The sequence below is a fragment of the Caulobacter sp. FWC2 genome (assembly GCF_002742625.1).
In the GTDB taxonomy this organism is placed as follows: domain Bacteria; phylum Pseudomonadota; class Alphaproteobacteria; order Caulobacterales; family Caulobacteraceae; genus Caulobacter.
Genome location: NZ_PEBF01000001.1, coordinates 3,843,694 through 3,868,866 on the forward strand (window position 1 = coordinate 3,843,694; position 25,173 = coordinate 3,868,866).

Below are 25,173 nucleotides of genomic sequence, written 5' to 3' on the forward strand. Positions count from 1 at the left end.
TAGCGGTTACGCCCGTTCCTTCGTCCGCTCGAAGCGCACCTTCGGATAGCGCTCAGCGACGTAGCCGATTTCCCAGGACGACTTGCCCAGGAACACCGGCTGCTCGTCGATGTCCTGGCCCATGGCCGACTTGTGCTTGCTGACGAAGTCCTCGACGTCGGCCCTGTCGCCGCCCAGCCAGCGGGCCTCGGCATAGGGGCTGGCTTCGAAGATGCACTCCAGCTGGTATTCGTTGGCCAGGCGATCGGCCATGACCTCGAACTGCAGCTGGCCGACGGCGCCGACGATGAAGTCGCTGCCGATCATCGGGCGGAACAGCTGGGTGACGCCCTCCTCGGCCAGACCTTCCAGCGCCTTCTTCAGGTGCTTGGCCTTCAGCGGATCCTTGACCCGCACGCGGCGCAGGATTTCCGGGGCGAAGTTGGGCAGGCCGGCGAAACGCATCGTCCCGGTCTCGGACAGGCTGTCGCCCACCCGCAGGACGCCGTGGTTGGGAATGCCGATCACGTCGCCGGCGAAGGCGTCCTCGGCCAGTTCGCGGTCGGACGCGAAGAACATGATCGGCGCGTTGACGCTCATGGCCTTGCCGGTGTTCTGGGCCTTCAGCTTCATGCCGCGCGTGAAGCGGCCGCTGGTCAGGCGCAGGAAGGCGATGCGGTCGCGGTGGTTGGGGTCCATGTTCGCCTGGACCTTGAAGACGAAGCCCGACACCTCCGCGTCGCCCGGCGCGACATGGGTGTCGACACCGCCCTTATTGACCTTGGCCGGGTGCGGCGGCGGGGCATAGGCGCCGATGCCCGCCAGGAGTTCGTTGACGCCGAAGTGGCGCAGGGCCGAGCCGAAGAACACCGGCGTCATGTGGCCCTCCAGGAAGCTCTGGACGTCGAACGGCTTGGCGGCCTCGGACACCAGCATGGCGCCCTCCTCGACCTCGGCCAGCTCCTCGGGGTCGAGGTACTGCACCACCGCGTTCGACTTCAGGGCCACCGGGTCGGGATGCCCCTCCTCGTCGGTCGAGCTCTTCTTGGCGTAGGGGATGAACTTCTGGCCGCGCAGGTCCAGCATGCCCTTGAAGCGACCGCCCGAGCCGGCCGGCCAGTACAGCGGCGCGGGGTCCAGGGCCAGCTTGGACGAGACCTCGTCGAGCAGCTCGAACGGGTCCTGGGCCTCGCGGTCCATCTTGTTGATGAAGGTGATGATCGGAATGTCGCGCAGGCGGCACACCTCGAACAGCTTCAAGGTCTGGGGCTCGATGCCCTTGGCGGCGTCCAGCACCATGATCGCCGCGTCGGCGGCCGTCAGGGTGCGATAGGTGTCTTCCGAGAAGTCTTCGTGGCCCGGGGTGTCCAGCAGGTTGAACATCAGGCCGTCGTGGTCGAACGTCATGACCGAGGCCGAGACCGAGATGCCGCGCTCGCGCTCGATCTTCATCCAGTCCGACTGGGTGCGGCGGGTCTGGCCGCGCGCCCGCACGGCGCCGGCGGCCCGGATCGCCCCGCCGGCCAGCAGCAGGTTTTCCGTCAGGGTCGTCTTGCCGGCGTCGGGGTGGCTGATGATGGCGAAGGTGCGCCGACGGGCGGCTTCAGCGGCGGGGGAAGAGCTCATGCGCGGGGACTAGCCCCATCAGCCCTTTTTGTCACCTTCCCTCGCCGCTTGGCCTCGTAGATTAGAACTTCGCCGACACGCGGGCGTACCAGAGGCCGCCATCGGTGTCGTAGGGGGCGTTGCGCGAATAGATCAGACCGCGCGAGGCCTGGAACGTCGCTTCGTCCGGATAGGTGTCGAACAGGTTCTCGGCGCCCACCGTCAGCTTGATCGCGTCGGTGACCTGGGCGCTGACCGAGAGGTCCACCAGGGTCTTGCCCGCGAAGTTCTGGATCAGGTCGGCGGCGCCATTGGCCTGGGCGTCGGTCCACTCGCCCGACCAGCGGGCGCGGACCATGCCGCTGAAGATGCCGCGCGCATAGTCGAACGACACGTTGGCGGCGTTCTGCGGCAGGCCGTTTTCCAGGTTGATGCGGGCTAGGTTCGAGACCTCGGTCAGCTTGGAGCGGGTGACCTTGGTGTCGTTCCAGTTCCAGGCCGCCGTCAAGCCGGCCCGCCCGCCCAGAAGCTGGCCGCGCCACGAGCCGACCACGTCGACGCCCTGGGTCCGGGTGTCGAACGAATTGGTGAAGTAGCTGACCGTCGTCAGGCTGTCGGCGCCGGGAACGCCAGCCGCGACCAGCTGGGCCCGCAGCGTCGGGGTCACCGTGAAGTTCGGCGACACGGCGAAGCGGTTGTCGACATCGATGCGGTAGTAGTCGACCGAGGCGGTGAAGCCGCCCTGGCGGAAGACCGCGCCGAACGACAGGTTCTTCGACTCTTCCGGTTCCAGCGGCTTGCCGCCCAGGGCCACGGAGATCGGATTGATCGGCGACAGGCGGCCCGAGGTGAACAACAGCAGGGTCGTGGTGTTCAGGCCCTGCGAGGTGCGGGTGTTATTGATCTGGCCAGCCGTCGGAGCGCGGAAGCCGGTCGAGACCGCGCCGCGGAGGGCGAAGTTCGGCGTGAACTCATAGCGCGCGGCGATCTTGCCGTCGGTGGTCTGGCCGAACTCCGAGAAGTCCTCGTGGCGCACGGCGATGTCGGCGTCGAGCTTGTCGGTGATCGGCAGGTCCAGATCGACATAGGCCGCGTAGCTGGTCTGGTCCCACGACCCCGCCTGGCTGGGCGCGTAGCCCGGGAAGCCGTTCGAGCCGCTGGGCAGGCCGGCCGGCGCGCCAGGGCCGACATCCCACGAATAGCGGTCGCCCGCCTGGATCTTGTAGGTCTCCTTGCGGGCTTCCAGGCCCACGGCCAGGTTCGCCGGCTTGGCCAGGACCGACCAGTCCAGGGGACGCGAGGCGTCGAAGTTCAGCGTCTTTTCTTCCTGGATCAGCGCGCCGGCGTCGAAGCTGGTCGGCGACTGCGGACCGAACGAGGCGTTGATGCTGTTGTTCAGGAAGTAGTCGACCTTGTCCTTGCCCCAGCCGGCCGACAGGTCCCACGACCAGCCCATGGCGTCTCCGCGCAGGCCGCCATTGACCGAGGCGTTGGTCTCGTCCTGGCCGAACTTCGGCGAGAAGCCGGCCGGATAGATCTGGCTCAGCGACCAGCCTGGGAAGACGGGGCTGGTCCTGTACGAGGTGTCGGTCGAAGGGTTGCGCCAGTTGAAGTCGGTGACGCCGTGCATGTCGCTGTGGGTGGCGAAGCCGTAGGCCTCGACCGCGTCGCTGATCGGCAGGACCAGGTTCAGCGAGCCGCGCCACACTTCACGGTCCGGCTGGCCCCACCGCTGGACGGGGTTGGGGACCTTGATGCTGGGATTGGCGGCCTGGAAGGCAATGGCGTCCGGACGCTGGCGGGTGCGCGAGGTGGCCTCGGCATTGGTGTAGTCGATCGCGCCGACCAGGCTGCCGCCGTTACCGATCGCCAGGCCGTAGCGCGCGCCGATCTCGGTCTTGCCGCCGTCGCCGGCATAGTAGCGACCGAACTGGCCGTAGCCTTCGAAGCCGGTCTTGTCGCTGAGGATGATGTTGATCACCCCGGCTATGGCGTCCGAGCCGTACTGGGCCGAGGCGCCGTCGCGCAGCACCTCGATGCGCTCGATGCCGCTGGTCCCGAGAGACGCCAGGTCGACGCCCTGCTGGCCGCGTCCGCCCAGCACCGCCGAGCGGTGGCGGCGCTTGCCATTGATCAGCACCAGGGTCTGGTCGGGCGAGAGGCCGCGCAGGGTGGCCGGTCGCACGAAGGCCTGGCCGTCGGCGGCCGGCAGGCGCTGGACGTTGAACGACGGCGTCGTCGCCGCCAGCTTGTCCATGATCTCGTCAGAGACGGTGTTCTTCAGCGCTTCTTGGCTGACGACGTCCACGGGGGCGACCGACTCGAAGGCGGTGCGATCGACGCGGCGTGTGCCGGTGACGACCACGGTGTCCACCTCGGTGGCGGCCGCTTGCTGAGCCGCCTGCTGGGCGTGGGCTTGGCTGGAGAGGGCCAGGGCGAGCGCGCCCCAAGCGACCGTGGACATGAGCTTCATCGTCAACCTGCACTGGAGAGTTTCAGCGCGGGGTAGCGGCAGGTCTTGTCGAGCCGGCGACGGTGAGACGTCGGTTTGATGAAGCCTCGTACACCCCCGTTCTTCCGAAAGCCGCAATTCGCCTTGAAATGCGTCAAAATGCCCCTATTCGAAGAATGGGTTTGGAGTCATGCTTCTCCCATTCCGCACCGACGGCGTCAGATCGTCGGACGAATGGAGGAAATTGAAAGATGGCCCTGCTCGAGCATCATCGCGCCCCTACCCGGCAGCACCCCGCCGGCAGCGCGCTTTGCTTCGGTGTCACCATCGCCGGACTGGTCGTCCTGGCGATGACGCTGAGCTGGCTCTTCAAGCTGGTCTCATTCTAGGCCCTAGGCGGCCAGGCGCCGCCAGACCTGGCGATCGGCTTCGAGATTGGTGAGCGCGCCGGAGTTCTGGCGCTGCAGCAGCGCGGCCATCACCTCTATGCCCAATTGCGCATAGCGCACCTGAACGTCTTCCTTGCGGCAGCCCCGGCCCGGCGCGATGAACAGAGCCGCATTGACCTCCGGCGCCTTGGCCACGATCAGGGCCGCCAGGCGCTCGGCCCTTTCGCGATCCTTCTGGTGCAACAGAGGCTCTTGCGCGAACAGCTCCTTGCCCAGCTCGCCGACATAGTTGAGCGACAGCGCGGCGAAACGGTCGCGCGTCATCGGCGGCGAGAGATCGGCCGCGTCAAAGCTCAAGATGACGTCGTTCATGAGAAAAAGCATGGCGATACTGGCTGCTGAACTCTGGGGAAGGGGTTCGAAAGCTGCAGCAGCATGCCCAAAATGAGCTTTAGGTCAGGTTTAGGATCAGGGTTAACGGCTGCCTGGATTCGAGTTCTCCCCAATCCCTCCACCGATATTGAAGGCTCTAGGCCTCGACGGGTTCGGTCAGGAAGTGACGGCCGTCGCGGTCCTCGATCTCGACCACCCAGACGTCCGGATCGATGCGGGCGGCGCGCTCTGTATAGGCGTCGAGGTCGGGTTCGAACTCGGAGCGGACCGGCTGCATCCAGAAGCGCTCGCCGTCGCCACGGGTGGCTTCGCTATAGAGGCGCGCGGTTCCGGCCCGGCGGTCGACGATCTTGACCAGCACCGCCCCGGCTCGCGCATCGCCCTTGCGGGCGACCATGGCGAAGGCCCCGCCCAGCTCTGCCCGACGGATCAATGCGCCAACCCAGATATCCGTCGAAAGAAGCATCGCTAACCGAACCGCAACCCGCGGGGCGTATGGCTGCCCCTTCAAGTTCGAAGCATACGAGCAAATGACGCCCCTCCGCTCGCCTAAATAGGCGAGTGGGACTTTCAGGAGTTGAAGCGCGATGGCCGCCGAAACCGGCTTCCACTTTCGGCTATCGCGCTTCGGCACGCACAGGAAAGCTCGCTGGGCGCGATGGATCGGGGTGTTGATCGGGTTGGCGACCTTCGCCGTCCCGACGGCGCTGTACGCCAACGCCGCCGACCAGCTCTACGAACGTACGCTGATGACGGCGGCCGACGGCCGCTGCCGGCTGTTCTCGCCCACCGTCTCGGTCGCGCTCGACGCCTCGCGGGCCCAGGCGCGCGGTGCCACGTTGCGCTCGGGCGCCAGCGAGCTGCAGGTCGCCGCCCTGGAGCAACGGGCCCGCGCCAAGGCGGCTGGCACGGGCTGCGATTCCAAGGACCTGGCCCTGGCCGCCGCGCGGGTGAAGAAGGCCTTCGAAGGCTACTCCCAGATGCTGGCCATGACCTATCCGGGCGACGTCGCGTCCTGGAAGGCCGAGCGCTCGGTGTCGGCGACCATTCCGGTCTGGCGGCTATCGCAGCCGGCGAGCTTCGGCAGCGACCGGCTGATATTCGGCCTGGTCGGACGCGCCCTGGCCGTGACGACGGTGGCGACCTTCGACAACGGCCAACGCCCCTATGCGGCGCGACTCATCGTGCGGGACACGAGACGGACCCTCGGGCCCTATATCGCCTCCAACGCGGGCCGGAACCTGGCCGCCAAGGTCGCGCCGCGCAACGCCAACCTGGTGTTCGTCGCCCAGACTCGCGATGAAGCCCCCCTCACCCTGCTGCCGACCGGCGCCAAGACGGGCCTGGCCTTCCGCTTCCCGCCGGCGGTGATCGGCGCCATGTCCCAGCTGGATCCGCGCGAGGCCGTGACGGTGGAGTTCGTGTTCCAGGGCGGGGGTCGCGACGAGGTCACCCGCAAAGCCTATATCGAGGTGGGGGATTTCGCGGCGGGTTTCGCGTTCCTGCGCTGATCAGCGCGGCGCGAAGGCGATCACATTGTCGCCCAGGGCGGTCGGCGCGGGCTTGGGCTCGCCCTCGACCGGCGCCTCGGCCTGCGGCGCCGGCTCGGTCAGCGTCTCCAGCGTCACCGACTTCAGCGGGGCCAGCAGCACCGGCAGGCGCACCGACACGCTGGTGCCCGCGCCCAGGCGGCTTTCGATCGTCATCTCGCCGCCATGCAGCTTGGCGAAGGCGCGCACGAGGGACAGGCCCAGGCCCGTGCCCTTGGCGCGCTGTTCGACGCCGCCGGCCTGCTCGTAGGGACGGCCCAGGCGCTCAAGGTCTTCGGGGCTGATACCGACGCCGGTGTCGGCGACGATGATCTCCAGCACGCCGTCATAGCCGTGGGCCGTGACCGTCACCTGTCCGCCGCGCGGCGTGAACTTCAGGGCGTTGGAAACCAGGTTCAGCACGATCTGCTTCAAGGCGCGGCGGTCGGCGTCGACCTCCAGCTCGCCCGGCGGCAGCACGCCGCGCAACTGGACGCCGGCGCCGTCGGCCTGGACGCGCAGCAGGCGCATGGCCGCCTGCACCGCCTCGCGGGCGTCAAACACGCCGCGCTGAAGCTCGAAACGCTCTGCCTCGATCTTCGACATGTCCAGCACATCGTTGATCAGGTCCAGCAGGTGGCCGCCGCTTTCGTGGATCAGCTCGGCATATTCGGCGTAGCGCTCGCTCAGCGAGCCGAACATGCGGGCGCGCATGATGTCCGAAAAGCCCATGATGGCGTTCAGCGGCGTGCGCAGCTCATGGGACATGTTGGCCAGGAACCGGGCGCGGCCGGCCGCCAGGGCCTCGGCGTCGGTGCGCGCCTGGTCTAGGGCGGCCTCGCGGTTGCGCTCGACGGTGACGTCGCGCAGGACGCCGACCAACTGGTTCGGTGCTATGCGGACCAGATCCAGGGCCACGATGCGCTCGACGCCCAGGGCGGGATTGAAGGTCAGGCTGGCCACGCCCTCGCGATGGGCGGCGGCGATGGCGGCGGTCAGGCGCTGGCGGTCGCCCGGGGCGGCCGCGCCGGTCAGGCCGCGATTGACGAGGTCGACGGTGGTGACGCCGCGCGGCGGCGCGCCGCGCACGGCGGTCACCTGGCCTTGGCCCCGGATGGCGATCGCCAGATGCGGCAGGCCGTCGAGCAGGCTCTCGAGCCCGATGATCTCGGAGGCGTAGCGATCATCGCGAGCCCCCTGGCGGCGCCGGCCGATCAAGAGGCCGGCAGCCAGGCCAAGGCCCGTGGTGACCAGGGCGAGAAAGCCCAGCACGAAGGCCAGCGGTCCGGTCGGGGCCGGCGGGGCCAGGCCGGAAAGCTGGGTCAGGGCGGCCACGCAGCCGCCGATCAGGGCCAGGGCCGCGCCCTCGGCCAGTCGCTTGGGCTGGTCCAGGGTCGAGGCCGCCGCGACGGGGGCCAGGCACCATGCGGCCATGGCGCCCGAGACGCCGCCCGTCAGCACCGCCGCGATCGAACCGCCCACGGCCCACAGGACCAGCAGCACCGACTGGGTGCGCTCGTCGTCGCGTGAGAAAATCAACGCCGCCAAGGCCGGGACCGCGCCCGCGCCCAGGGCGGCCCAGACAGGCCAGCCGCCGGTGCTGTTGGCGAACAGCGCTGCGGCGGCGGCCAGACAGATAGCCGCCAGCCAGCCCAGACGCCACGCATGCGCGGGGTCGAACCCCGCCGGGGGGGCGGGGCGTCGGATCGGGTCTGGAAGCGTTTCGAATTCCAAGGGCCGGTCGACTTGCAAGCGCGGCGGGGAGGCGCCGTCTTCAAACCTTAACGCGAGGGAGCCCTTCCCTCCAAGGCCACACAATCATTGAGCGACCTTTCCTCGTGGAAGCGCTGTGGATGGAAACGGAATCGTAAGCGCGAGTCGGCATCCTCCCGATCTCAAGTTGTAACGGACAGAAGGTCCGGGAGCCCGCCATGCCAGAACCGGCGTCCCTGGACGCACTGTCCGACCGCGCTTTCGCGGACCCCGCTCCGGCCGACCGCCGGGCGGTCGCGAACGAGCGCCGACGGCTGGCGCTCGACGATCGCAAGCGCTCGTTCCTGCGCATGGTCAGCCACGAGCTGCGCACCCCGCTGAACGCCGTGATCGGCTTCTCGGAGATCCTGTCGCACGAGCTCTACGGACCGCTCGGCAACCCGCAATACAAGGAATATGCGGGGATCGTGCACGAGAGCGGCATGAAGCTCCTGAAGCTGGTCAACCAGATCGTCGAGATCGCCCGCCTTGAGGGGCATGTGACCGATATCGAGATGACGCCCGAGCCGCTGGACGAGGCGCTAGACGACGTCATCGACGGCCTGAAGGCCGACATCGCCCGTCGGGACGTCATCGTTCACGTGGTCAATCAGGGCGCCCTGCCCAGCGCTGTCGCTGACAGTCGCGGCCTGCGGACCATGCTCTCCAATCTCCTGCAGAACGCTGTCACGCACTCGCCTGCTGGGGGAGTCGTGCATGTCGCCGCCGCCAGGATCGGCGGCGAGATCGAGATCACCATCCGCGACCAGGGCCCCGGCGTGGAGAGTTCCGAACTGCCGCGCCTGCTGCAGCCGTTCGAACAGGGCGGTTCGGCACTGACCCGGACCCAGGAAGGCGTGGGCCTGGGCCTGCCGATCGTCGACCTGCTGTCGCGAGCCATGGGCGGGCAGCTGAGGCTGTCCTCCAGCCTGGGCGCGGGCTTCCTGGCGCGGCTGATCCTACCCGCCGCGTAGGCCCAAGCTTGCCTTGGACCGGCGCGCCCCCTAAGTGGCCGCCATGACCAGTCCGATCGACACCGCCCTCAACGACCTCGCAGACGAGTTCGAGCTCCTCGGCGACTGGGAAGAGCGCTATCGCTACGTGATCGAACTGGGCAAGGAGCTCCAGCCGCTGACCGATGCCGAGCGCTCGGAAGACAACAAGGTGCGCGGCTGCGCCAGCCAGGTCTGGCTGGTCACCCAGCCTCAAGCCGATGGGACCCTGGCGTTCAAGGGCGACAGCGACGCTCACATCGTCAGCGGCCTGGTCGCCATCATGCTGCGCCTCTATTCCGGCCGCACGCCCGCCGACATCGCCGCCTTCGACGCCAAGGGCGCGATGGACAAGCTTGGTTTGTCCGAGGCCCTGTCCTCGCAACGCTCCAACGGCCTGAAGTCGATGGTCGCCCGCATCCAGCACGACGCCCAGAGCGCGCTTGGAAAGCTCGCCCTTGGCTAGTTTCCGCGTCGCCGCGCTGTATCGCTTCACGCGGTTCGACGATCCGGCGGCTATTCAGGGCCCGCTGGCGGCGCTGTGCTGCGGCCTCGGCGTCAAGGGCACCCTGCTTCTGGCCCGCGAAGGGATCAACGGCACCATCGCCGGCGAGGACGCCGCGGTCGAGGCGGTGCTCACCCACATCCGCGCCCTGCCCGGCTGCGCCGATCTGACGCCCAAGACCGCCTGGGCCGAGCGCATGCCGTTCCACCGGATGAAGGTCCGCCTGAAGAAAGAGATCGTCACCCTGGGCGAGCCGGACCTGGATCCGACCGACGCCGGCACCTATGTCGATCCCCGCGACTGGAACGCCCTGATCGCCGATCCCGATGTCGTGGTGATCGACACCCGCAACGACTACGAGGTCGCGGTCGGCCAGTTCGCGCGCGCGGTCGATCCCAAGACGGCCAGCTTCTCGGAATTCCCGGCCTGGTTCCGCGACTTTCGCCAGACCCTCGAGGCCGAACGCGGTCCGGACGCCGCGCCGCTGAAGGTGGCCATGTACTGCACCGGCGGCATACGCTGTGAGAAGTCGACCGCCTTCCTGAAGGCCGAAGGGATCGAGAACGTCTTTCACCTGAAGGGCGGCATCCTCGACTATCTGGAGCAGGTGCCCGAACCCGAGAGCCTGTGGCGCGGCGAGTGCTTCGTGTTCGACGAGCGGGTCGCGGTCGGCCATGGCCTGTCGCAAGGGACCCATGTCCTGTGCCGGGGCTGCCGCATGCCGGTCAGCCCAGAGGCCCAGGCCTCGCCACTTTATGTCGAGGGCGTCGCCTGCCCCGCCTGCCACGACCAGCGTAGCGACGACCAGAAGGCTCGCGCCGCCGAACGCCACCGGCAGGCCCAGCACTGCGAGGCCCTGGGCATCGATCACGTCGGCGCGACATTTCCTTCACGGTCAAGCTGAACGCTTCGCCACCGCCCCGCGTTGACCCGGCTCCCCTTCCTTCCCAACGAGGAGCCGCCCCATGGCCCATACCAACGAAGACCACATCAAGCTCGTCAACGGCCTGGTCGAAACCACCATCGACAGCGCCGACGGCTATGCCGAAGCCGCCAAGGACGCCGACGCCTCGCGCTACAAGGACCTGTTCGAGCGCCGCGCCCAGGAACGCCGCACGGTCGCCTCAGAACTGCAGGACGAGGTTCGCCGCCTGGGCGGTGAGCCCAAGGACGACGGCACCATCCTGGCCGCCGCCCACCGCGTGTTCCTGAACCTGAAAGACTCGATCACCAAGGGCGACGAAGCCGTCGTCAACGAGGTCGAGGCCGGCGAGGACCACATCAAGGCCAAGTACGAAAAGGCTCTGCAGGACACCGACGTCGACGCCCAGACCCGCGCGGTGATCGACAAGGCCTGGACCTCTGTGAAGTCCGGCCACGACCAGATGCGCGACCTCAAGCTCTCGCTGAAGCACTAGGCTTCAGCGCTGAAAACACCGAAGGGCGGGATCGAAAGGTCCCGCCCTTTGCATGCGGATTTGCCTCCGCGCCCGACCGAACGCATATGAAGGCCATGGAAGACGCGCCGCCCATCGTTCTCGACGCCCCTCTTGTTCTTGACGAGAGGCAAGTGAACCTGATCGCCAAGGCCCTGGCCGAGCCCCGCCGTCGCCAGATCCTGAAAGAGATCGGCGCCAACAGCGAGCCGACGGCCTGCGGCGCGGTCGCCCAGCACGTGGCGGTCAGCGCCGCCACCTTCTCGCACCACATGAAGGAGCTCGAGAACGCCGGGCTGATCAAGATCTGCCGCCAGGGCAAGTTCGCCTTCCTGGTCCTGCAACGCGACGTCCTGAACGCCTACCTCGCCCAGCTCGCGGAGATCTGAAGACGGCGCGACACTCCCTGCGTTGGCTTGAACCGTTGTCCTCGATCTAAGCCTTGGCCAAGGCGCTGGCCACCTTGCCGTCATACTGGCCGCCGAAGCTGGTCTTCAGGTGGGCCATGATCATCCCGACGTTGGCGCCGGGGTTCTTGGCCCGGAAGTCGTCGATCGCCTCGCGCAACTCCGATTCCGTCATCTGCTTTGGGCCATACGAGGACAGGATCGCCAGTTCGGTTTCAGCCGCCTTGGTTCGCGCGTCCACCTTCGACGCATCGCCACCGGCTTCGATCAGACGCGCGCGTTCGGTCGCGAGGTTATCCAGCGTCAGCTTCGTGTTCTTCAAGAACTTCGCGACGGTCGCGACAACCTTTTCGTCCGTGACTTCCGTCACGCCGCGCTTGAATTCCTCGGTCGTGATCTGCGTCGCTTCGCCGATCAAGGTGGTGAGCACGTCGGCCTTGAGACGGTCGTTCAGCTTGCGCGCCGCGAGTTGGTCAGCCTTGAGTTCGTCGAGCAAAGCCATGTCGTCGTCCTTTCAGTTCACTCAATTAGATAGTGTCGTAGCGGCCTTCGCGACGGGCACGCGATTTTGACAGCTCTAACCCGTTTACGGGACACTTCTAGCCTGTGCCGACAGCCCTTCAGAAAATCTCGCGAACCTCGCTCATTGAAACGCTTCGATATGTATCTAAATGTCGAAACATGCGCCGTTAGGGCGTAAACGAGTGAGAGAGATCATGAGCAAGCTTGCTGGCAAGACCGCCGTCGTCACGGGCGCCTCGAAGGGCATCGGCGCGGCTATCGCCAAGGCCCTGGCCGCCGAAGGCGCGGCCGTCGCCGTCAACTACGCCTCCAGCCGTGAAGGCGCCGACAAGGTCGTGGCCGAGATCACCGCCGCCGGCGGCAAGGCCATCGCGGTTCACGGCGACGTGGCTAACAGCGTCGCGCGTCTGTTCGACGAGACCCACAAGGCGTTCGGCGGCGTCGATATCCTGGTGAACAACGCCGGGGTCTATGAATTCGCCGCGCTGGAAGACGTCACCGAGGCGCACTTCCACCGCCAGTTCAACATCAACGTCCTGGGCCTGCTGCTGGCCACCCAGGAGGCGGCCAAGCGCTTTGGCGCCGATGGCGGCAGCGTGATCAACATCAGCTCGGCGGCGACCACGGTCGATATCCCCACCGCGGCGGTCTACACGGCGACCAAGGCCTCGGTGGACTCGATCACCCGCGTGCTGGCCAAGGAGCTGGGTCCGCGCAAGATCCGCGTCAACGCCATCTCGCCCGGCGCGGTCGAGACCGAAGGCACCCATACCGTGGGCATCATCGGCAGCGATCTGGAGACCCAGATGGTCGCCCAGACCCCGCTGGGCCGCCTGGGCCAGCCGTCGGACATCGCCCCGGTGGCGACCTTCCTGGCCTCGCCGGAAAGCTTCTGGATCACCGGCGAGATCATCGCCGTGGCCGGCGGCAACCGCTAACCCCCGAGGGCTTTCACGCCATCCGATAGTGCCGCGCCAGGCGCTGCAGGGCGAGTTTCAGGACCGTCTTGCCCGCCCGGCGCGGCAGCTTCAGCGACCGCTCGGCCGTCTCCAGCGCCGAGCCCAGCAGACACACCCGCTCCAGGATCTCGCGCAGGCCGGGGCCGACCTCGGTCAGCGCCTTGGCGATCCGCTGGCGGGCCGCGATGTCGCGTTCGGCCGGGGCCAGGCCCGGTCGCCCGCCATCGACACGCGGCGTCGCGTCCCAGCGCATGGTCATCCGGCCCTGGGCGCCCAGGCTCTCGAACTCCTCACGAAGGCGCTCGCCGGCGGCCGCTTCGATCGGCGTCAGCCAGGGCTGTCCATTCCTGTCGCGACGACGCGCCAGCCAGGCGATCGGCGACTCGCCGAGATTGCGCCGCACCAGACCGCTGGGCGTAGCGACCTCTTCTTCGATCACGCCCGGCCGCCCCGCCGGCGGCGCAACGGGCTCCGGCCGCGCCGTCATCGTCCAGCCGCCCTGAGCGCGGGGCGTCAAGGTCGCCTCGCGAGCCAGCGCCTGGAACGCCGCCTCGTCCAAGGTCAGCATCACGCTGCGTCGGCGACTGGCCCCCAGGCGTACGCCGTAGCCCAACGCCTGGGCCTCGACCACCGCGCCGGGCCGCGACAGCAGCCGCATGGCGCGTTCGGCCAGACGGCGGGCTTCCAGGTCGGTCTCGAAGATTTGGCTGGGGGTCGCGCTCACGCCGGGATCTCCTCGGCATGGGCCGGCGCCTGGCGCAGGCAGGCTTCCAGATCCGAGAGCCGGCGATCGAAGGTCGCGTCCTCGCGCATGTCCTCGATCTTGCGACACGCGTGACCGCAGGTGGTGCGGTCACGGCCGAACGCGAAGGCCACCCGGGACAACGGCCAGTGGAAGGTGATGTGGGTAAGGTAGATGGCCAGTTGCCGCGCGCGGACCGCGGCGTGGGTGGCGCGCCTGGGCGCGCTGATCTCGGCCGCCGGCACGCCGGTGGCCAGGGAAACAAGATGGGTGACAAAACCGACCGTCAGGCGGTCGCGACGGGGATCGGGCGTGATCGCCCAGATATCCTCAAGGGCTTGAACCAGCATGGCGTCCTCTCCTCCCTGCCGCGAGCGCGGCGGGCGAGAACCACTATAGGTTTATTTTCCTGAGGTGAGGAAGATATTCCTATTACACTCAAGCGAACAAACGCTAAGCCTTTGAAAGAAAATAGATCTGCGTTCTCTAATCCCGCACCCAGACGGGCATTGAGTCCACGGGAATGATCGCGCCCTTGCAGCAGACCACGGTCGCGGCGAGCGCGTGCGACCGCCTCACCGATTCGTCGATCGAAAGCCCTGCCAGCCGCGATGACAGGTAGGCGGCGTTGAAGCTGTCCCCCGCGCCCGTGGTGTCGACAGCCTTCACCCGGCCCGGCGGCGGCGTCGCCGTGCGGCCTTCCGGCTGGTGGACATTGACCGCGTGGCTCTCGTCGCGCGCCACCACCTCCGCGCCGGCCGCGGCCCATTCGGCGGCCAGGTCCTCGGCCTCGCGGCCGTAGAGCGGGCGGCTGTCCTCGCTGCTCAGCGAGATGTAGCGGCAGGACGGAACGACGCCGTCCAACCCCGCGCGAGCCGCTTCAGCACTGGGCCACAGGGCCGGGCGGTAGTTGAAGTCCAGGGCCACGGCGACGCCCAGCGAATGGACATAGGCCAGGATGTCCTTCAGACGCGCGCGGCCGATGTCGCCGACCACCGCCAGGGTGACGCCCGACAGGTAGACGAGGCCGCTGGCCTTGGCCGCCTCGATCAGCTGGTCGGCGGTGTGGGCCGAGAACAGGTCTCGGATCGGGGCCCGCTCGCGCCAGTAGTGGAACTTCCGCTCGCCGTGCTCGTCGAGAACGATGGCGTAAAGGCCCGGCAGGCGGTTCTCGACCTGGCGGACCAGGCGGGTGTCGATGCCCTCGCGGCGCATGGCCGACAGCACGCCCTCGCTGAACGGATCGCCCTGCCCCAACGCCGTGCAATAGGCGACCTCATCGCCGAGCCGCGCCATGTAGATCGCGGTGTTGAACGTGTCGCCGGCGAAGCCCATCCGGTAGAGGCTGTCGGAACTCTCCGGCGAGAGCTCGACCATGCATTCGCCCAGTACGGTGATCCTGGCCATGGTCAGCTCCGCGTCAGTCAGCTCGGTACATAGGATAGATTCGCAGTAGGGCTGGCCCCATCATTGGTTTCAGTCCTGGCAGGAATTCTCCTTCCCGATGTGTCTCAAACATCGAATGAACGAGTTCGACGATGTCGTCGTCACCTGTCGCCAGAGCATCGTCGATCCGCGCCAGGATTCGGGCCGGCGCGTCGACCGTCACTGTCTCATCCTGGCCCGCCAGTACGGCGCCCAAAGCCCAGAAAAAGGTGTAGGGCAATTCAGCGCCGTTCTCGTCCAAATAGCCGGCAAGGAACGAGAACTCGTCCACCAGCCGCCTCGCCAGCACCCAGCCGCCACCCGTGATCATGGCTATTTCTTCTTGGCCGGCTGAGCCTTGGACTGCTGGTCGATCCAGGCGTCGATCCGCGTCTCCAGCACCGCCAGCGGCAGCGAGCCGTGCAGCAGCACCGCGTCGTGGAAGCCGCGCTCGTCGAACCTGTCGCCCAGCTTGGCCTCGGCCCGCTTGCGCAGTTCCAAGAGCTTCAGCTCGCCTATCTTGTAGGCCAGGGCCTGGCCGGGCCAGGAGACGTAGCGTTTCAGTTCGACCTCGATATTGGTCGGCGACAGGGCCGTGTTGTCGGTGAAGCAGGCGCGGGCCTGTTCCAGGGTCCAGCCCTTCCAGTGCATGCCGGTGTCGGCCACCAGGCGGCAGGCGCGCCACATCTCGTAGGACAGGCGGCCGAACACCTCATAGGGGTCGCGATAGATCCCCATCTCCTCGCCCAGCCATTCCGAATAGAGGCCCCAGCCCTCGCCGAAGGCGTTGAAGTAGAGGTTGCGCCGGAACTCGGGAACGCCCGTCTGCTCGGCGGCCAGCGAGGTCTGGATGTGGTGGCCGGGGGCGCCCTCGTGCAGCACCAGGGCCGGCAGCTCGTACAGCGGTCGCTGGTCCAGCTCCGAGGTGTTGATCATCAGCCCGCCGGCCCGACCGAGCTTGGCGTCGCCGCCGAAATAACGGCCGGTGGTGTAGCCCCTCTCGATGCTCGCCGGCACCGGGCGCACGCCATAGGTAAGGCGCGGCAGGACGCCGAAGTGGGCCGGCAGTTGGTCGTCGGCGCGCTTGGCGATCTCTGAGGACTTTTCCAGCAGTTGCTGGCGGCTGGCGGCGTAGAAACGCGGGTCCTTGCGCAGCATGGCCAGGAAGGCCGGCAGGTCGCCCTGGAAGCCGGCGGCCTTCATGGTCTCCTGCATGCGGGTGCGGATGCGGGCCACCTCGGCCTGGCCGATGTCGTGGATCTGGTCCGGCGTCAGGGTGGTGGTCGTGTGCCGGCGCGCCAGGAAGGCGTAGTAGCGCTTGCCGTCCGGCAGATCCGAGGCCGCCAGACTCTTGGCCGCGTGCGGGACGTACTCGTCGTTCATGAACTTCAGGAACGCAGCGCGGGCCGGCGCGACCTTGTCGGTCATCGCCTTCTCGCCCTCGGCGACCAGGGCCGCGCGCGTGGCTTGGGGAATGCTGGCCGGAAGAGCGCGCAGCGGGGCCATCAGCGGATCGTCGGCCAGCGGCGTGGCGAGCGCGCGTTGGGCGCGCTCCTGCACCGCCTGGGCGGTCTGAATGGCCTGGACGAAGCCGGTCTTCACACCGCGACGGGCGTTGTCGATATTGGCCGCGCACCAGCCGGGCATGGCGTTGAGCAGGCCGATCCAGCGCCTGGCCTCGGCCTCGCTCTTCAGATTCATGCCGCTGGCGCGGTACAGCATCATCACGTCGAACCCGCCGTCGCTGCTGAACGGCATCCGCGACTCGTCGTAGCCCGCCGCCTCGATGCGGTCCTTGACGGTCCACAGCAATAGGTCGCGGGTCAGCCTTTCCTCGTCGGATAGACCTTTCGTGTCCATCGACGACAGGGCGGCGGAGATCGCGTTCAGCTTGGTCAGGCGCGCGGCGTCGGCGGACGGCGAGACGTCGGGCAGACGCCAACGCGCCTCGTTGGCGCCGCCGGAATCCGGATCCTCGTCGGCATTGCCCAGCGCCTCGTAGCGGGCGACCAGGCTGCTCAGATTGTCGGAGGGCGCGGCCCACGCGGCCGAGACGGCCAGGGCTGCGAGACAGACGCCCGCCAGGGCGGCGCGCCAGGGTGCGATGCGAGTCATGAGGCGCAGCTTAGGCGAACGCGGATCGCCCGGCGACACGCGAATCGCTGACCGCGATCCCCTGGCGGGGACCGGTAAGAGGTGTCTGAATTTTCGGAAGAGGATCGAGAATGGAGCGGGCGAAGAGATTCGAACTCTCGACCCCAACCTTGGCAAGGTTGTGCTCTACCACTGAGCTACGCCCGCCCATTCGCGAGATATATAGTCGCTCCATTCCTCCGAAATTCCGGAAGAATGGAGCGGGCGAAGAGATTCGAACTCTCGACCCCAACCTTGGCAAGGTTGTGCTCTACCACTGAGCTACGCCCGCATCGGCGAGGCTCAAAAGAGCGCCCCGCGACGAGGAGGCGGCTTATGGCAGAGGGCTTCGCGCTTGGCAAGCGCCCTTTGAGGGGTTGCCGACAGCCTTTTTTCGGAGGCTTGATCCGAACTGCATTTCCGGGGGCGGAGTTCTAGCCGTTGCGTCTGTTTGTGTTCGGTCTGGGCTATGTCGGCGCGGCGTTTTCGCGCGCCTTGCGAGCCCGAGGGTGGGAGATCGCCGCCACGGCGCGGGACGCGGACCAGGCCGATCGGCTGCGCGCCCAGGGAATCACGCCCGCCCATCCGGACGATCGAGAGGCCATGGCCGCCGCGCTCCAGGGGGTGAACGCCGTGCTCGTCACCGCCCCGCCGGGCCCTGATGGCTGCCCAGCCCTCGAATCGCTGGTTCCCGCCCTGGCCCAGGCCCGGGCCTTCCCCGACTGGATCGGCTATCTGTCCACGACGGGCGTCTACGGCGACTACGATGGCCGCTGGGTGTTCGAGACGGCGCCGCTGAAGGCCCAGTCGGTCGAGGGCGCCCGCCGCGTGGGGGCCGAGCGCGACTGGCGTGAGGTCGGGCGCGGCATGGGACTGACCGTTACCACCTTCCGCCTGCCCGGGATCTACGGTCCTGGCCGCAGCGCTCTGGACCGCCTGCGGGCCGGCGAAGGCCGTCGCATCGTCAAGCCGGACCAGGTGTTCAGCCGCATTCACCTGGACGACATCGTCTCGGGCCTGCTGGCCTCACTGGACCGGCCTAAGGCGGGCGGGGTCTACAACCTGGTCGACGACGCGCCGGCTCCGCCGCAGGACGTCATGGAGCACGCCGCCCACCTGCTGGGCGTCCCGGTCCCGCCGGACCTCCCCTTCAACGAACTGGGCATGTCCCCCGCCACCCGCCGCTTCTACGCCGAGAACAAGCGCGTCTCGAACGCGCTAGCCAAGGCCGAGCTGGGCTGGCGGCCGGCCTATCCGACTTATCGCGAGGGGCTGGCGGCGATTTTGCGGGTGGGTGGTTAGAGGCTCACTCGTCGTCGATCGCGGGCGTGATCGGGGTGATCCCCACGGCCTCCAGGCCCGCCGCGTTGCGGAGCCGCGCCGCCCGCGCCAGGCGGCGGGAGACGAGGTCGCCTTCCTCCGGTTCGGCCAGGCCGTTGGCCTCGGCGACGGCGGCGACCAAGCGTTGCAGGTCCTGGGGACGCGAGAGACGGTGGTCGCCGTCCTTGATCAAGGTGAAGACGACATCCTGGCTGTTGAGGGCGTTGGCCAGTTCAAGCGCGTGGGTCCACGGCACGTCCGGGTCGTCGCCGCCTTGCAGCACCCGCACCGGAACGTCGATCGGCACGGGTCCCGGCAGGATCGACCACCGCGCGCCGTCTTCCAGCAGTTCGCGGGTGATCGCATAGCCGCCGTCGTCGTACTCGGACGGCCGGGTCCAGAAGCCGTCGCGGGCGATGGCCGCCTTGGCCTCGGCCGACAGTTCCGGCTCCATCAGCTTCTCGGTGAAGTCCGGCGCGGGGGCGATCAGCACCATGGCCTTGACCCGGTCGGGCCGGGCGATGGCGGCCAGGCACGCCAGCCAGCCGCCCATCGATGAGCCAACCAGCACCAGCGGCCCGTCGGTCAGGTCGTCGATCACCGCCAGGGCGTCCTCGCGCCAGCGGCTGATCGTGCCGTCCTTGAAGGCGCCATCGGACGCGCCGTGGCCGAAGTAGTCGAAGCGGACATAGTTGCCGCCGGTCGCCTTGGCCTGCTCGGCCAGGACCTCGGCCTTGGTTCCGGTCATGTCGCTATGGAAGCCGCCCAGCCATACGACCGTGGGGCCTTCGCCCTCGACACGGCGGAAAGCGATCTTCGAGCCGTCTGCGCGCGACAGCGCGCCGGGGGATTCGGTCATGGCGTCGCCTTGATCCTTTCGCTAACTAAAACGCGTTCGTTTCGCCGAGAGTCGCGTGCCCGACCTACCCGCCGGTTTCACCCTGCTGCAAGTCACGCCCGAGCTGGAAACAGGCGGGGCCGAACAAACGACGATTGATGTCGCCCATGCCGTCGTGGCGCAAGGCGGTAAGGCGCTGGTCGCCACCAAGGGCGGTCGCATGGCCTCGCGGCTGGAGGCCGACGGCGGCCGTCTGGCCCAGATGCCGGCCCACACCAAGAACCCGCTGGTCATGCTGGGCAACGCCGCGCGGCTGATCGACCTGATCCGGCGCGAGAAGGTCAGCCTGGTCCACGCCCGCTCGCGCGCCCCGGCCTTCAGCGCCCTTTGGGCGGCGCACGCGACCAAGGTCCCGTTCGTGGCCACCTATCACGGGGTCTACAACGCCAAGTCCAATCTCAAGCGCTGGTACAACGCGGTCATGACCAAGGGCGACCTGGTCATCGCCAATTCCGAGTACACGCGGGAGCACGTCATCCGCGAGCACAATATCGCGCCGGAGAAGGTCGTGGCCATCCCGCGCGGCGTCGACCTCACCCGCTTCGAGCCGGGCGTGGTCAGCGCCGACCGCATCGCGGCCCTGCGCCAGGCCTGGGGCGTCCCCGACGGCGAACGCCGGCTGAAGGTGCTGCTGGCCGGCCGCCTGACGCGCTGGAAGGGCCAGGCCCTGATGATCGAAGCCATGACCCTGCTCAAGGCGCGCGGCGAGGATCGGGTGCTGCTGCTGCTGGCCGGCGACGACCAGGGTCGCAAGGCCTATCGCGCCGAACTGGAGGCCGCCATCGCCGCCGCCGGCTTGCAGGACGCGGTGAAGCTGGTCGGACACTGCGACGACATGCCGGCCGCCTATCTGCTGGCCGATCTGGCCATCGCCCCGTCGCTGGAGCCCGAAGCCTTCGGCCGCACGGCGGTCGAGCCGCAGGTGATGGGCCGCCCAGCCATGGCCTCGGACCACGGGGCCACGCGCGAGACCATTCTCCCCGGCGAAACAGGCTGGCTGGTGGCGCCCGGCGACGCCCAGGCCTGGGCCGACGCCCTGCTCGAGGCCTGCGAAATCGGCGCGGCCGGACGACAAACCCTGGGACAGGCCGCGCGCCTTCGTGCGCGACGGTTGTATTCAGTGGACGCTATGTGCGAAGCGACCCTCAAGGTTTATGCCCAGATCTTGGGGGCCCATATCCTGAGGGCACGCGTATTGGGTTCGGAGCGTTCGTCTTGAGCAAGGAGATCAAGAAGGTTCTGGTGATCAAGCTGGGGGCTCTGGGCGACTTCGTCCTGGCGCTCGCAGCGATGAAAAAGATCCGCGAGGCTCATCCGAAGGCCAAGATCACGCTGCTGACTACCCCGCCCTTCGAGGCCCTGGCCAAGCTCAGCCCGTATTTCAATACGGTCGAGACCGATGGCCGCCCCAGCGACGTGGGCGAAACCCTGGCCATGATCGGCCGGATCCGCAAGGCGCGCTACGACCGGATCTACGACCTGCAGACCAACAGCCGGACCAACTGGTACTTCCAGCTGCTGCGTCCGTTCCCGCCGCAATGGAACGGCGTCGCCTTCGGCGCGTCCCTGCCGCAGAAGGGCTCGGCCCGGCTGCGCATGCACACCCTTGAGCGCCAGGCCGACCAGCTTCGCGCCGCCGGCATCTGGCCTGACGCCCCGACCGAGCCGGGCAGCGCCCCGCCGCCGGACCTGACCTGGATCCTGCGCAAGCACAAGGAGCCCCGCCCGGTGGCCGGCGCCGCGACTCCGCGTCCCTATGTTCTGTTCGTGCCTGGCGGCTCAGCCCATCGGCCCGAGAAGCGCTGGCCGGTCGAGAACTACGCCCAACTGGGCTCGCTGCTGAAGGCGCGCGGCCTGGATATCGTCATCATCGGCGGTCCGCAGGAAAGCGCCATGGCGCGCCACATCCAGAAGGCCGTCGGCGGAGCCCGCGACCTGACCGGCCGCACCGACTTCGCCCAACTGGCCGTGCTGGGCGCCAAGGCGGCCCTGGCCGTCGGCAACGACACCGGCCCGACCCACCTGCTGGCCGCCGCCGGTGCCCCGACCATCGCCCTGTTCTCCGACGCCTCGGATCCCGAACTGTGCGGCCCGCGCGGCCACGTGGCGGTCATCCGCTCTCCGGATCTGAAGGCCCTGCCGGTCAGCACCGTGGCCAGCGCCGCGGTGGCGCTGCTGCCGCACTGACTACAAGGGTCAGTACCCCGCGTACCGGCCCGGCTTGTGGTTGGCGATGATCACCGCGCTCAGCGCCACCGCGCTGGCGATCGACAGCAGCAGCTTGTCGAACGGGATCGTGAAGAACGCCGCCAAGACGACCAGGCAGTCGGCGGCCATCTGGACCTTGCCGGCGCTGACGCCGCGGCGCTCGTGCAGATAGAGCGCCAGAACACCGACCCCGCCGACGCTGGAGCGGTGACGGGCCAGGGCCAGGATCCCCATGCCGATGATCGTGCCGCCGAACACGGCCGAGAAGATCGGATCGACATGGCTGACCTTCAGCCAGTGCGGCATGCCGAAGGCCAGGCCCGCCAGCAGCAGGTTGGTCACAAGAGTCTTGAAGGTGAAGGTCCAGCCCATGGTCCGCTGGGCCAGGATGTAGAACGGCAGGTTCAACAGGAAGAACACCGTCCCCACCGGCCAGCCGCCCAGATAGGATATGATCAACGCCACCCCGGCCACGCCGCCGGTGACGAGTCCCGCGGCCTTGAGCAGGGTCAGGCCCACAGCGATGAAGCTGGAGCCGATCAGGAGGGCGTGGACGTCCTCCAGGGCGGTGTGGCGATGCTGATTCATGGAGCTCTGGCAGGCGTCTTGACGAGGGAAAAACCTCCCCGCCTCGCCGTTTCCACCCCTCCGCCCGCTGAGATCAGAAAAAACTGGACCCGCGTGACGTCTGTTTAGCCGCCTTCGCTTGATAGAGCGCGGCGGGCGCGTCATATATCACTTTCTCGCGGCGCGCCCAGCGCGGTGCGCGCGCGTTCAGCTATACCCTTTCTAATCACGCTTCACATCAACAGTCCCGGAGCCGCCCCTATTCGCCGTCCTATGCAAACGCCGCCCGTTAAAGACGGACCGCGTATCAACGAAGACATCCGCGTCCCCCGCGTCCTGCTGATCGACCAAAACGGCGAGAAGCAAGGCGAGATGCCGACCGCGTCCGCTATGGAAGCGGCCGAGGAAGCTGGGCTGGACCTGGTGGAAATCGTTCCGAACGCCAATCCGCCCGTCTGCAAGATCCTGGACTACGGCAAGTTCAAGTTCCAGGAGCAGAAGAAGAAGAACGAGGCGCGCAAGCGGCAGAAGGTGGTCGAGCTCAAGGAGATCAAGCTCCGCCCGAACATCGACATCCACGATTACGAGGTCAAGGCCAAGGCCATGACCCGTTTCTTCGAGGAAGGCGACAAGGTGAAGGTCACCCTGCGCTTCCGCGGTCGTGAAATGGCGCACCCCGAGCTGGGCATGAAGCTGCTGCACAAGGTCAAGGCCGACTTCGACGAAGTCGCCAAGGTCGAGTACGAGCCGCGCATGGAAGGCCGTCAGATGATCATGATCCTGGCCCCGCGCTAGGATCCGATCACTGGGTAGACAACAAACGCCCCGGCCCTAGCGGCCGGGGCGTTTTGTTTTGCCCCCGGTGCGAGCACTCGACACGGGCGCGCGCCTTGGTAGATTTGCTCGTCGAATCTGGGGGATTTCGTGCTCAAGACCTTGTGCGCCGCGACCGCGGCCTGCTTCGCCATGCTTTCCGGACCGGCCCTGGCCGCGCCCAAGCCGAACCTAGCCATCTACGGCCAGCTTCCGACCATCGAGATGGTCGAGATTTCGCCCGAAGGGACCAAGCTGGCGATCGTCGCGTCCAGCGGTGACCAGCGCATCCTGACCGTCCGCCAGATCGGCGGAGGCGTCATCAGCGGCATGAACCTCGGGACCGCCAAGCTGCGCGGCGTCGAGTGGGCGGGGCCCGATCACCTGCTGCTGGTCGGCTCGCAGACCGCCATCGTCCCCGGCGTCCAGGGACCGAAGCAGGAATATTTCATGGTGTCCGACTTCGACGTCGCCACCGGCAAGCAGGCGCCGCTGCTGAACGATCAGGCCGGCGCTATGAACATCATCGTCGGCTGGCCCATGCCGCGCACGATCGACGGCCAAGCCGTGGCGATCCTGGAAGGCGTTCGCTTCGTCGACAATCGCGGCCAAGTCACGCTCTACCGGACGCTGATGTCCACCCGGGCCACCAAGATCCATGACCTGGCGGGCGAACCAAACACCAACGGCTGGCTGGTCAACGCCGCTGGCGAGCCCGTCGCCCAGTCGCTCTACGACCAGAAGCGCGGCGTCTGGTATCTCAAGACCAAGGTAGGCGGGGCGTGGCGCCAGATCGACGAAGCCGTCACCCCGATGGGCTCTTACGGGCTGTCGGGCTTCGGCCGCGACGGCAAGTCGATCCTGGTCTGGCGCACCGACGACCAGGACGAAAGCATTCTGCGTGAGTACCAGATGGACGGTACGCATCAGGACTTGGCGCAGGGCGTGGATCAGACAGCCCTGATCCACGACCCCGTGACCCTGGCGTTGCTCGGCGGCTACAAGCTGGACGGCGACGACCTGCGCTACACCTTCTTCGACGCCACGACCCAGAAGACCTGGGACTCCGTCCGCAAGCCGTTCGGCGCGGACTATGTCAGCCTGGCCTCGTGGTCGCACGACCGGCGCAAGGTAGTCGTGCGCGCCGACTCCAAGACCGAAGGTCCCGGCTACTTCCTGGTCAATCTCGACACCAAGCGGGCAGACTTCCTGGGCCCGGTCTACAAGGGCGTGGACGCCAACAGCGTCTCACCGGTGCGTTCGATCAAGTACAAGGCCGCCGATGGCCTGGAGATCAGCGGCTACCTGACCCTGCCCAAGGGACGCGATCCCAAGAACCTGCCCTTGATCGTCCTGCCGCATGGCGGCCCCCAGGGCCGCGATACGCCGTCCTTCGACTGGTGGAGCCAGGCCCTGGCCTCGCGCGGCTATGCGGTGCTTCAACCGAACTTCCGGGGCTCGGAGGGCTTTGGCTGGGACTTCATCAAGGCCGGCTTCGGCGAGTGGGGCAAGAAGATGCAGACCGACCTGTCAGACGGCGTCCGCGATCTCGCCCGGCAAGGTATCGTTGATCCCAAGCGGGTCTGCATCATGGGCGCCTCCTACGGCGGCTACGCGGCCCTGGCCGGCGCGACCCTCGACAAGGGCGTCTATCGTTGCGCCGTGTCTGTCGCGGGTCCATCTGATCTGCAGACCATGCTGGCGACGGACCGGGAACTGCACGATGGCGAACGCTCGTCCGCCCAACGCTATTGGATGCGCTTCATGGGCGCCAACGGCCTTCGGGATCCTGATCTGGCCACCATCTCGCCGGCCCGTCAGGCGGCCAAGATCGACATCCCCGTCCTGCTCATCCACGGCAAGGACGACACCGTGGTGCGCTACGACCAGAGCCAGATCATGGCCAGCGCGATGAAGCGGGCCGGCAAGCCGGTCAGCTTCGTCACCCTGGACGGCGAGGACCACTGGCTGTCGCGCGGCGCCACGCGCCTGAAGATGCTGACCGAAGCGATCGCCTTCGTCGAGAAGCACAATCCGCCGGAGTAAGGCGCAGCAACCCCAGCCTCCGCGCCCCGGCCCCAGCGGCCGGGGCGTTTTGTTTTGGGCGCGCCCTTTCGCGCCGCGCACGTCCGATTACGAGCGCCTGG

At 67.7% G+C, this 25,173-nt stretch carries 26 protein-coding genes and 2 tRNA genes; 13 read left to right on the forward strand and 15 right to left on the reverse strand.

What is annotated here, in order from left to right:
* Positions 1-6: 6 nt before the first annotated feature.
* Together CSW62_RS18325 and CSW62_RS18330 are read right to left on the reverse strand one after the other, a co-directional pair.
* Positions 7-1,605, reverse strand: coding sequence for a peptide chain release factor 3 (locus CSW62_RS18325; protein WP_099580264.1), 1,599 nt, complete (start codon positions 1,603-1,605; stop codon positions 7-9).
* Positions 1,606-1,666: 61 nt separating this feature from the next.
* On the reverse strand, positions 1,667-4,048 hold the full coding sequence (locus CSW62_RS18330) for a TonB-dependent receptor (protein ID WP_233206721.1): 2,382 nt from the start codon (positions 4,046-4,048) through the stop codon (positions 1,667-1,669).
* Between the two features lie 239 nt (positions 4,049-4,287).
* Between CSW62_RS18330 and CSW62_RS26630 the strand changes: the two genes are divergently transcribed.
* Positions 4,288-4,425, forward strand: coding sequence for a hypothetical protein (locus CSW62_RS26630; protein WP_199170637.1), 138 nt, complete (start codon positions 4,288-4,290; stop codon positions 4,423-4,425).
* A 3-nt stretch (positions 4,426-4,428) separates the two neighbouring features.
* Here CSW62_RS26630 and CSW62_RS18335 read toward each other — a convergent pair whose 3' ends face one another.
* Entirely contained in the window at positions 4,429-4,809 is a 381-nt protein-coding gene (locus CSW62_RS18335) for a hypothetical protein (RefSeq protein ID WP_099580268.1), read from the reverse strand.
* Positions 4,810-4,954: 145 nt separating this feature from the next.
* Positions 4,955-5,284 (reverse strand): DUF1491 family protein, encoded by a 330-nt coding sequence (locus tag CSW62_RS18340; RefSeq protein WP_099580270.1) that lies wholly within the window; start codon positions 5,282-5,284, stop codon positions 4,955-4,957.
* A gap of 121 nt (positions 5,285-5,405) precedes the next feature.
* Between CSW62_RS18340 and CSW62_RS18345 the strand changes: the two genes are divergently transcribed.
* Positions 5,406-6,329 (forward strand): hypothetical protein, encoded by a 924-nt coding sequence (locus tag CSW62_RS18345; RefSeq protein ID WP_233206722.1) that lies wholly within the window; start codon positions 5,406-5,408, stop codon positions 6,327-6,329.
* Here CSW62_RS18345 and CSW62_RS18350 read toward each other — a convergent pair whose 3' ends face one another.
* On the reverse strand, positions 6,330-8,081 hold the full coding sequence (locus CSW62_RS18350; RefSeq protein WP_099582355.1) for a HAMP domain-containing sensor histidine kinase: 1,752 nt from the start codon (positions 8,079-8,081) through the stop codon (positions 6,330-6,332).
* A 197-nt stretch (positions 8,082-8,278) separates the two neighbouring features.
* Here CSW62_RS18350 and CSW62_RS18355 point away from each other — a divergent pair, with 197 nt between their 5' ends.
* The 5 genes from CSW62_RS18355 to CSW62_RS18375 all read left to right on the forward strand — a co-directional run bounded on the left by CSW62_RS18355 (position 8,279) and on the right by CSW62_RS18375 (position 11,421).
* On the forward strand, positions 8,279-9,073 hold the full coding sequence (locus CSW62_RS18355) for a sensor histidine kinase KdpD (protein ID WP_099580272.1): 795 nt from the start codon (positions 8,279-8,281) through the stop codon (positions 9,071-9,073).
* 43 nt (positions 9,074-9,116) lie between these two features.
* Positions 9,117-9,557, forward strand: a complete 441-nt coding sequence (locus CSW62_RS18360) for a SufE family protein (protein WP_099580275.1) — start codon at positions 9,117-9,119, stop codon at positions 9,555-9,557.
* Positions 9,550-10,500 (forward strand): rhodanese-related sulfurtransferase, encoded by a 951-nt coding sequence (locus CSW62_RS18365; protein WP_099580277.1) that lies wholly within the window; start codon positions 9,550-9,552, stop codon positions 10,498-10,500. Before CSW62_RS18360 ends, CSW62_RS18365 begins: the two co-directional genes overlap by 8 nt.
* 61 nt (positions 10,501-10,561) lie before the next feature.
* Positions 10,562-11,014 carry a PA2169 family four-helix-bundle protein gene (locus tag CSW62_RS18370; RefSeq protein ID WP_099580279.1) on the forward strand — a complete coding sequence of 151 codons (453 nt, stop codon included), beginning with the start codon at positions 10,562-10,564 and terminating at the stop codon, positions 11,012-11,014.
* Between the two features lie 86 nt (positions 11,015-11,100).
* Positions 11,101-11,421, forward strand: coding sequence for a helix-turn-helix transcriptional regulator (locus tag CSW62_RS18375; RefSeq protein WP_099580281.1), 321 nt, complete (start codon positions 11,101-11,103; stop codon positions 11,419-11,421).
* A gap of 46 nt (positions 11,422-11,467) precedes the next feature.
* Here the strand turns inward: CSW62_RS18375 and CSW62_RS18380 are convergent, their stop codons facing one another.
* A complete protein-coding gene (locus CSW62_RS18380) occupies positions 11,468-11,941 on the reverse strand; it encodes a GatB/YqeY domain-containing protein (RefSeq protein WP_099580283.1) in 474 nt (157 codons plus the stop codon).
* A gap of 214 nt (positions 11,942-12,155) precedes the next feature.
* Here CSW62_RS18380 and CSW62_RS18385 point away from each other — a divergent pair, with 214 nt between their 5' ends.
* On the forward strand, positions 12,156-12,899 hold the full coding sequence (locus CSW62_RS18385; RefSeq protein ID WP_099580285.1) for a glucose 1-dehydrogenase: 744 nt from the start codon (positions 12,156-12,158) through the stop codon (positions 12,897-12,899).
* 13 nt (positions 12,900-12,912) lie between these two features.
* Here the strand turns inward: CSW62_RS18385 and CSW62_RS18390 are convergent, their stop codons facing one another.
* The 7 genes from CSW62_RS18390 to CSW62_RS18420 form a co-directional block, all read right to left on the reverse strand.
* Positions 12,913-13,578 (reverse strand): DUF6456 domain-containing protein, encoded by a 666-nt coding sequence (locus CSW62_RS18390; protein WP_099582356.1) that lies wholly within the window; start codon positions 13,576-13,578, stop codon positions 12,913-12,915.
* A 62-nt stretch (positions 13,579-13,640) separates the two neighbouring features.
* A complete protein-coding gene (locus CSW62_RS18395; protein ID WP_099580287.1) occupies positions 13,641-14,012 on the reverse strand; it encodes a helix-turn-helix domain-containing protein in 372 nt (123 codons plus the stop codon).
* Positions 14,013-14,148: 136 nt separating this feature from the next.
* Positions 14,149-15,069 (reverse strand): sugar kinase, encoded by a 921-nt coding sequence (locus tag CSW62_RS18400; RefSeq protein WP_099580289.1) that lies wholly within the window; start codon positions 15,067-15,069, stop codon positions 14,149-14,151.
* 13 nt (positions 15,070-15,082) lie between these two features.
* Complete coding sequence (locus CSW62_RS18405) at positions 15,083-15,418, reverse strand: hypothetical protein (protein WP_099580291.1); 336 nt, start codon at positions 15,416-15,418, stop codon at positions 15,083-15,085.
* A gap of 2 nt (positions 15,419-15,420) precedes the next feature.
* Complete coding sequence (locus tag CSW62_RS18410; RefSeq protein ID WP_099582357.1) at positions 15,421-17,202, reverse strand: DUF885 family protein; 1,782 nt, start codon at positions 17,200-17,202, stop codon at positions 15,421-15,423.
* A gap of 111 nt (positions 17,203-17,313) precedes the next feature.
* A tRNA-Gly gene (locus CSW62_RS18415) sits at positions 17,314-17,388 on the reverse strand.
* Positions 17,389-17,437: 49 nt separating this feature from the next.
* A tRNA-Gly gene (locus tag CSW62_RS18420) sits at positions 17,438-17,512 on the reverse strand.
* A 149-nt stretch (positions 17,513-17,661) separates the two neighbouring features.
* Here CSW62_RS18420 and CSW62_RS18425 point away from each other — a divergent pair.
* Positions 17,662-18,522 carry an SDR family oxidoreductase gene (locus CSW62_RS18425; protein WP_099580293.1) on the forward strand — a complete coding sequence of 287 codons (861 nt, stop codon included), beginning with the start codon at positions 17,662-17,664 and terminating at the stop codon, positions 18,520-18,522.
* A gap of 4 nt (positions 18,523-18,526) precedes the next feature.
* Here CSW62_RS18425 and CSW62_RS18430 read toward each other — a convergent pair whose 3' ends face one another.
* The gene (locus CSW62_RS18430; RefSeq protein WP_099580295.1) at positions 18,527-19,399 is read right to left on the reverse strand and encodes an alpha/beta fold hydrolase; all 873 of its coding nucleotides are present in this window, start codon (positions 19,397-19,399) and stop codon (positions 18,527-18,529) included.
* A 55-nt stretch (positions 19,400-19,454) separates the two neighbouring features.
* On the opposite strand from CSW62_RS18430, the gene CSW62_RS18435 reads away from it, so the two are divergent.
* Positions 19,455-20,657 (forward strand): glycosyltransferase family 4 protein, encoded by a 1,203-nt coding sequence (locus CSW62_RS18435; protein WP_099580297.1) that lies wholly within the window; start codon positions 19,455-19,457, stop codon positions 20,655-20,657.
* Positions 20,654-21,625, forward strand: coding sequence for a glycosyltransferase family 9 protein (locus CSW62_RS18440; RefSeq protein WP_099580299.1), 972 nt, complete (start codon positions 20,654-20,656; stop codon positions 21,623-21,625). The genes CSW62_RS18435 and CSW62_RS18440 overlap by 4 nt, the downstream gene beginning before the upstream one ends.
* A gap of 9 nt (positions 21,626-21,634) precedes the next feature.
* Here CSW62_RS18440 and CSW62_RS18445 read toward each other — a convergent pair whose 3' ends face one another.
* Entirely contained in the window at positions 21,635-22,234 is a 600-nt protein-coding gene (locus tag CSW62_RS18445) for a YitT family protein (RefSeq protein ID WP_099580301.1), read from the reverse strand.
* A gap of 252 nt (positions 22,235-22,486) precedes the next feature.
* Between CSW62_RS18445 and infC the strand changes: the two genes are divergently transcribed.
* Together infC and CSW62_RS18455 are read left to right on the forward strand one after the other, a co-directional pair.
* On the forward strand, positions 22,487-23,008 hold the full coding sequence (gene infC, locus CSW62_RS18450; RefSeq protein ID WP_099580303.1) for a translation initiation factor IF-3: 522 nt from the start codon (positions 22,487-22,489) through the stop codon (positions 23,006-23,008).
* Between the two features lie 129 nt (positions 23,009-23,137).
* Positions 23,138-25,072: a S9 family peptidase gene (locus tag CSW62_RS18455; protein WP_233206723.1), complete on the forward strand. Its 1,935-nt coding sequence runs from the start codon at positions 23,138-23,140 to the stop codon at positions 25,070-25,072.
* Positions 25,073-25,173 lie beyond the last annotated feature (101 nt).

What these genes read in the sequence shown, in the direction of transcription:
- infC (WP_099580303.1), top strand. Translation starts at nt 22,487, where the DNA reads ATGCAAACGCCGCCCGTTAAAGACGGACCGCGTATCAACGAAGACATC.
- CSW62_RS18325 (WP_099580264.1), bottom strand. Translation starts at nt 1,605, where the DNA reads ATGAGCTCTTCCCCCGCCGCTGAAGCCGCCCGTCGGCGCACCTTCGCC.
- CSW62_RS18335 (WP_099580268.1), bottom strand. Translation starts at nt 4,809, where the DNA reads ATGCTTTTTCTCATGAACGACGTCATCTTGAGCTTTGACGCGGCCGAT.
- CSW62_RS18345 (WP_233206722.1), top strand. Translation starts at nt 5,406, where the DNA reads ATGGCCGCCGAAACCGGCTTCCACTTTCGGCTATCGCGCTTCGGCACG.
- CSW62_RS18395 (WP_099580287.1), bottom strand. Translation starts at nt 14,012, where the DNA reads ATGCTGGTTCAAGCCCTTGAGGATATCTGGGCGATCACGCCCGATCCC.
- CSW62_RS18430 (WP_099580295.1), bottom strand. Translation starts at nt 19,399, where the DNA reads ATGACCGAATCCCCCGGCGCGCTGTCGCGCGCAGACGGCTCGAAGATC.
- CSW62_RS18375 (WP_099580281.1), top strand. Translation starts at nt 11,101, where the DNA reads ATGAAGGCCATGGAAGACGCGCCGCCCATCGTTCTCGACGCCCCTCTT.
- CSW62_RS18445 (WP_099580301.1), bottom strand. Translation starts at nt 22,234, where the DNA reads ATGAATCAGCATCGCCACACCGCCCTGGAGGACGTCCACGCCCTCCTG.
- CSW62_RS18410 (WP_099582357.1), bottom strand. Translation starts at nt 17,202, where the DNA reads ATGACTCGCATCGCACCCTGGCGCGCCGCCCTGGCGGGCGTCTGTCTC.
- CSW62_RS18360 (WP_099580275.1), top strand. Translation starts at nt 9,117, where the DNA reads ATGACCAGTCCGATCGACACCGCCCTCAACGACCTCGCAGACGAGTTC.
- CSW62_RS18400 (WP_099580289.1), bottom strand. Translation starts at nt 15,069, where the DNA reads ATGGCCAGGATCACCGTACTGGGCGAATGCATGGTCGAGCTCTCGCCG.
- CSW62_RS18370 (WP_099580279.1), top strand. Translation starts at nt 10,562, where the DNA reads ATGGCCCATACCAACGAAGACCACATCAAGCTCGTCAACGGCCTGGTC.
- CSW62_RS18380 (WP_099580283.1), bottom strand. Translation starts at nt 11,941, where the DNA reads ATGGCTTTGCTCGACGAACTCAAGGCTGACCAACTCGCGGCGCGCAAG.
- CSW62_RS18330 (WP_233206721.1), bottom strand. Translation starts at nt 4,048, where the DNA reads ATGTCCACGGTCGCTTGGGGCGCGCTCGCCCTGGCCCTCTCCAGCCAA.
- CSW62_RS18405 (WP_099580291.1), bottom strand. Translation starts at nt 15,418, where the DNA reads ATGATCACGGGTGGCGGCTGGGTGCTGGCGAGGCGGCTGGTGGACGAG.
- CSW62_RS18385 (WP_099580285.1), top strand. Translation starts at nt 12,156, where the DNA reads ATGAGCAAGCTTGCTGGCAAGACCGCCGTCGTCACGGGCGCCTCGAAG.
- CSW62_RS26630 (WP_199170637.1), top strand. Translation starts at nt 4,288, where the DNA reads ATGGCCCTGCTCGAGCATCATCGCGCCCCTACCCGGCAGCACCCCGCC.
- CSW62_RS18355 (WP_099580272.1), top strand. Translation starts at nt 8,279, where the DNA reads ATGCCAGAACCGGCGTCCCTGGACGCACTGTCCGACCGCGCTTTCGCG.
- CSW62_RS18340 (WP_099580270.1), bottom strand. Translation starts at nt 5,284, where the DNA reads ATGCTTCTTTCGACGGATATCTGGGTTGGCGCATTGATCCGTCGGGCA.
- CSW62_RS18390 (WP_099582356.1), bottom strand. Translation starts at nt 13,578, where the DNA reads ATGCGGCTGCTGTCGCGGCCCGGCGCGGTGGTCGAGGCCCAGGCGTTG.